The following is a 4,715-nucleotide window of genomic DNA, read 5'->3' on the forward strand; positions in this document are numbered from 1 at the left end:
TGCTCGAGCGCGACCTGCCGCCTGACGTGCGCCGGCAACTGACGATGGCGCACAAATCGGCGAAGTCCTTGCTGGGGTTGATCAGTGACATCCTGGATCTGTCCAGGCTGCAAAGCGGCGGTATGGTGCTGGAGCCGGTGCGTTTCGACCTGCGGGCCCAGTTGCGCGCCTGCGTCGACCTGATGCGGGAACGCGCACCGAAAAGAACCTGATTCTGCAGTTCCAATACGCGGCGGACTTGCCCTGTGGCATGTGGGCGACCCGTGGCGGGTGCGGCAGGTCATGGTCAATCTTCTGGGCAACGCCATAAAGTTCACCCAAGTCGGTGGCGTGTCCCTGACGGCCCGGCCGTTCCCCGGCGGCGGGGTGGAACTGGCCGTGGCGGACACCGGCATCGGTCTGACGGCGGATCAGGCGGCGCATATCTTCGACCGCTTTTTCCAGGTGGACGACAAGGCGACACGGCGCTTCAACGGCCTGGGCCTAGGCGTATCGATCTGCAAGGAGCTGACGGAGCTGATGGGGGGGGCCATCAGCGTGGAAAGCCAGCTCGACCACGGCAGCACCTTCCGGGTCCATCTTCCCCTGCCGGCGTCGGCCGACCAGCCGGTCGAAGCGGCTTTGACAGGGCCCTGCGGGCCCCAGCCGCCGCGATGCTTCAAGGTGCTGCTGGCGGACGATGTACCGGAGAACCTGGAACTTGCCTCCATCCATCTTTTGGGACAGGGCCACGAGGTTACCTGTGCCCGCGACGGGCAGGAAGCCGCTGACCTGGCTCGCCGCCAACCGTTCGACATCATCCTCATGGACGTCCAGATGCCTTGTCTAAATGGCAAGGACGCGGTTCGCCTGATCCGTGACTTCGAATGTGGATCGGGCCGGCAGGTGCCCATCGTCGCGCTGAGCGGCAATGATGGCGCGGAAGAGCGGCAGGATTGCCTGCGGTCCGGCATGACCGCCTGCATGCCCAAACCCCTGGATTTCGAGGCGCTGGGCGCACTGATGCAACACCTTGTTCCGGAGGGCCAGGGCCGGCCGGCGCAGCAGGCGCCGTGGCGCGGGCAACGGCCCGGTGCCGTCTCCGCCGGCGTGGCGTTGGCGGCATTCCGGCAGGCTTTGGAAAGCGACGACCCCGAAATCATCGACCCGGCGCTGGAGCGTCTGGGACCGGCGGGGCTGGAGTCTGGCGCCCTGCTGGCGTTGCGCCGCCTGGTCGGCGATTTCGAATTCGCGCAGGCCCGCGCGTTTGCCGACACGCTGGCCGGCGCCCGTTTGCCGGAGACCGCGGAAAAAGGACATGAAGCCCATGGACAAGCCCATGGATAAGCTGTGGAAGATCCTGGTGGTGGACGACGAGGCCATGAACCTGCAGGTCTTGCGGGACATGCTGTCTGGCACCTACGCCCTGGTGTACGCCAAGAATGGCCTGCAGGCCCTGGACACCGCCCGGCGCCATCGGCCGGACCTCATCCTCCTGGATGTCATGATGCCCGACCTGGACGGCTATGAGGTCTGCCGCCGGTTGAAGGCGGATCCGGCGCTTCGGCACATCCCCGTCATCTTCGTGACGGCGATGGACGCGGAAGACGATGAGATGAAGGGCTTTGAGGCCGGTGCCGTCGATTACCTGACCAAGCCGCTTTCCGCGGCGCTGGTGCATGCGCGGATCCGCACCCACATCGCGCTGGTGGACCAGGTGTCGATGTTGGACCGGCTGTGCGTGGCGGGGGAGTACAAGGATCAGGAGACCGGCAACCACGTGCGCCGCATCGGCATTTACGCGGAACTCCTGGCCCGGGCCCTGGGCTGGGGGCCGGACGCTTGCCACGCCATCCGCCAGGCCGCGCCCATGCACGATATCGGCAAGATCGCCATTCCCGACCGCATCTTGCTGAAGCCCGGCAAGCTGGACGCGGAAGAGATGGCCATCATGCGCACGCATCCCGAGCGGGGCGCATCCATCATCGGATCCAACGGGTCCGCCCTGCTGCGCCTGGCGGCCAGCATCGCGCTGAACCATCATGAGAAGTGGGACGGCAGCGGCTATCCGCGTGGCCTGGCGGGGACGGATATTCCCCTGGAAGGGCGCATCGTCGCCCTGGCGGATGTCTTCGATGCCCTGATGTCACCAAGGCCTTACAAGCGGCCATGGGCGCTGGAAGAGGTGGTCGCCCACCTGGAAGCGCAGGCCGGCCGGCATTTCGATCCGGACCTGGTGCCCCTGTTCCTGGCGGAGGTGGTTCCGCAGGCCGCGACCCGCGGCCCCGACCAACCGGACGTCAATCTGCCAGACGGCCTGTAAGCCGGGTTCTGTCCTCCGGCCCGTCCCCCCGCGAAGGGGGCGGCGGCCGTGGGATGGCCATTCATCTGGGACGCCTGTCGCCAGGCGCCTCGCGCGACCTACCCGGGCGGCGGCTCGGAAGATGCTTTGGCCGGTCGCCCGGCCGTGCCGCCCCTATTCGATCTTGCTCCCGGTGGGGTTTACCATGCCGCCCCTGTTGCCAGGGGCGCGGTGCGCTCTTACCGCACCCTTTCACCCTTGCCGGCCCCCGGCCCCCGAAAGGGCGGGCGGCAGGCGGTTTGCTTTCTGTGGCACTTTCCCTAGGGTCGCCCCCGCCAGGCGTTACCTGGCACCGTTCCTCCGTGGAGCCCGGACTTTCCTCCCCCCGGCGGCTTTCGCCATTGCCGGAAGGCGGCCATCCGGCCGTCTGGCAGGCGGCGACCCTAGGCGCATGGGGCCTGGGATGCAAGCGCGCAGAATCGGGGCGCGCAGAATCGGGGCGGCGCCAATATCGTCGCGGGTCAGGGCGCCTCGACCCGGGGCTTGGCGCCGGCCAAATGCCGTTGGATGGTCTCCCGCATCTGGGTCGGATCGAACGGCTTCGCGATGAAGTCGCTCATCCCGGCGGCCAGCGCCCGGGCCCGCTCGTCCGCCATCACTCCGGCGGTGAGGGCGAGCACGGGCAGGCTGGTCAGGCCCAGGTCCTCCCGCAGCCGGCGGGTGGCCTCGTAGCCATCCATCACCGGCATCTGCACGTCCATGAGGACGATGTCGAACGCGCGACCGTCCTTGGCCAACAGGTCCAGTGCCGCCTGTCCGTCGCCCGCCACGGTCACGATCGCGCCCCAGGCTTTCAGGGTAAGGCGGGCCACCTGTTGATTGACGGGGTTATCCTCCACCAGCAGCAGCCGCACGCCCTGTAGACTCTCCTGGTCCGGGGAGGCGGGTGCGGGCGCGCGCGGGACATCCGGCGGCGTCGTGGACCTAGTCCGGCGGGCGCGCGCTTCCATCACGGCGTCATGGAGGGTGGAGGCGGTGACCGGCTTCACCAGGATGGCGTCCACCGAGTCCTTCGCCGTGGCGCGATGCAATTCATCCTGATCATGGGCCGTGACCATGATGATGATGGGTGGCTGGGGAGCGCCTTCGCGGTGGCGCACCGTCCGCGCCACGGCCAAACCGTCCGTGTTGGGCATCTTCCAATCCAGCAGCAGGACATCGAACGGCGCGTGGGCCGCGTCGTGCCGTCTGACATGATCCAGCGCTTCCCGGCCATCGGTCACCACATCGACCGTCCAGCCCAGCGATGTGGCGATGGAGGCGAGGACCTGGCGTGCGATCGCGTTGTCGTCGGCGATCAGGATGTCCAGGGGCAGGTTGGGCAGGACCGCCGCGTGCGGTTCCGGACCCCGTCCGAACGGGACGGTGAACCAAAAGACGCTGCCCTGTCCCGGTGTGCTGTCCACGCCGATGTCGCCACCCATCAGGTTCACCAGGCGCTTGCTGATGGCGAGGCCCAACCCGGAGCCTCCGAAACGGCGGGTGGTGGAAGTGTCGGCCTGGGTGAAGGCATTGAACAGGGAGGGCAGGACGTCGGGCGCTATGCCGATGCCGCTGTCCTTGACGGTGAAGCGCAACACCACGCGATCGCGTGTGCCTTCCACCTGTTCCACCGTCAAGGTCACGGTTCCGGCCGCCGTGAACTTGATGGCGTTGCCTGCCAGGTTGATGAGGATCTGTTGCAGGCGCAAGCGGTCGCCGATCAGCGAGTTGGGGGTTCCCGGGGTCTGGTTGATCACCAGTTCCAGGCTTTTGTCCCCCGCGTTGACGGCCATGATGGTGGCCAGGGTGTTCAGCAGGTCGCCCAGCTGGAATGGCGCGGATTCGATCTCCAGCCGTCCCGCCTCCACCTTGGAGAAATCCAGGATGTCATTGATGAGAGCCAGCAGTCCCTGGCCTGATTGCGCGATCTTCGCGGCGAAATCCTGTTGCTCCGCGTTCAGCGAGGTGCGCAGCAACAGGTGGGACAGCCCCAGGATGGCGTTCATGGGGGTGCGGATTTCATGGCTCATGTTCGCCAGGAAATCGCTTTTGGCGCGGCTGGCGCTTTCCGCGGCGGTCTGGGCCGCCACCAGCGCCTCTTCCCGGTCACGGGTGGCGCTGATGTCCCAGTTGACGCCGATGATGCGCGTGGGGTGGCCCTGGGCATCGCGCTCGATGACGGACACACCCTTCAGATGGCGCAAGGCGCCCTGGGAATCGATGATGCGGAATTCCAAATCCAGGTCGACGTGATTCCGGATGGCATTGGCGAACGCGGCCTCCACCTTGGCCCTGTCCTCATCCAGGCAGCGGGCCCGCCAGCTCGCCTGCAGATCGCCTTTCGCGGACGGCAGGTCGAACAACTCGTACATCCGCTCTCCCAGTCAGCCGA

The 4,715-nt window shown here is 67.0% G+C and carries 3 protein-coding genes, 1 other RNA gene and 1 pseudogene; 3 read left to right on the forward strand and 2 right to left on the reverse strand.

What is annotated here, in order from left to right; all coding sequences use genetic code 11:
- The 3 genes and pseudogenes from I55_RS37430 to I55_RS28385 all read left to right on the forward strand — a co-directional run.
- The coding region (locus I55_RS37430; protein ID WP_044564089.1) for a histidine kinase dimerization/phospho-acceptor domain-containing protein at positions 1 to 212 on the forward strand (212 nt) is incomplete at its 5' end.
- Between the two features lie 40 nt (positions 213 to 252).
- On the forward strand, positions 253 to 1,326 hold the full coding sequence (locus I55_RS28380) for an ATP-binding protein (RefSeq protein WP_286364324.1): 1,074 nt from the start codon (positions 253 to 255) through the stop codon (positions 1,324 to 1,326).
- Positions 1,319 to 2,203 (forward strand): annotated as a pseudogene (locus I55_RS28385) (two-component system response regulator); the annotation flags it as partial. The gene I55_RS28380 and the pseudogene I55_RS28385, both read left to right, overlap by 8 nt.
- An 80-nt stretch (positions 2,204 to 2,283) precedes the next feature.
- On the opposite strand, the gene rnpB reads toward I55_RS28385, so the two are convergent.
- Both rnpB and I55_RS28390 read right to left on the reverse strand, forming a co-directional pair.
- Positions 2,284 to 2,712, reverse strand: an RNA gene (gene rnpB, locus I55_RS33645) — RNase P RNA component class A.
- A 90-nt stretch (positions 2,713 to 2,802) separates the two neighbouring features.
- The gene (locus tag I55_RS28390) at positions 2,803 to 4,695 is read right to left on the reverse strand and encodes a response regulator (RefSeq protein WP_049974599.1); all 1,893 of its coding nucleotides are present in this window, start codon (positions 4,693 to 4,695) and stop codon (positions 2,803 to 2,805) included.
- Positions 4,696 to 4,715 lie beyond the last annotated feature (20 nt).

Source organism: Azospirillum sp. B4, from assembly GCF_000333275.1.
Lineage (GTDB): Bacteria > Pseudomonadota > Alphaproteobacteria > Azospirillales > Azospirillaceae > Nitrospirillum.

Coding starts and splice junctions, on each gene's coding strand:
- I55_RS28390 (WP_049974599.1), bottom strand. CDS start 4,695: ATGTACGAGTTGTTCGACCTGCCGTCCGCGAAAGGCGATCTGCAGGCG.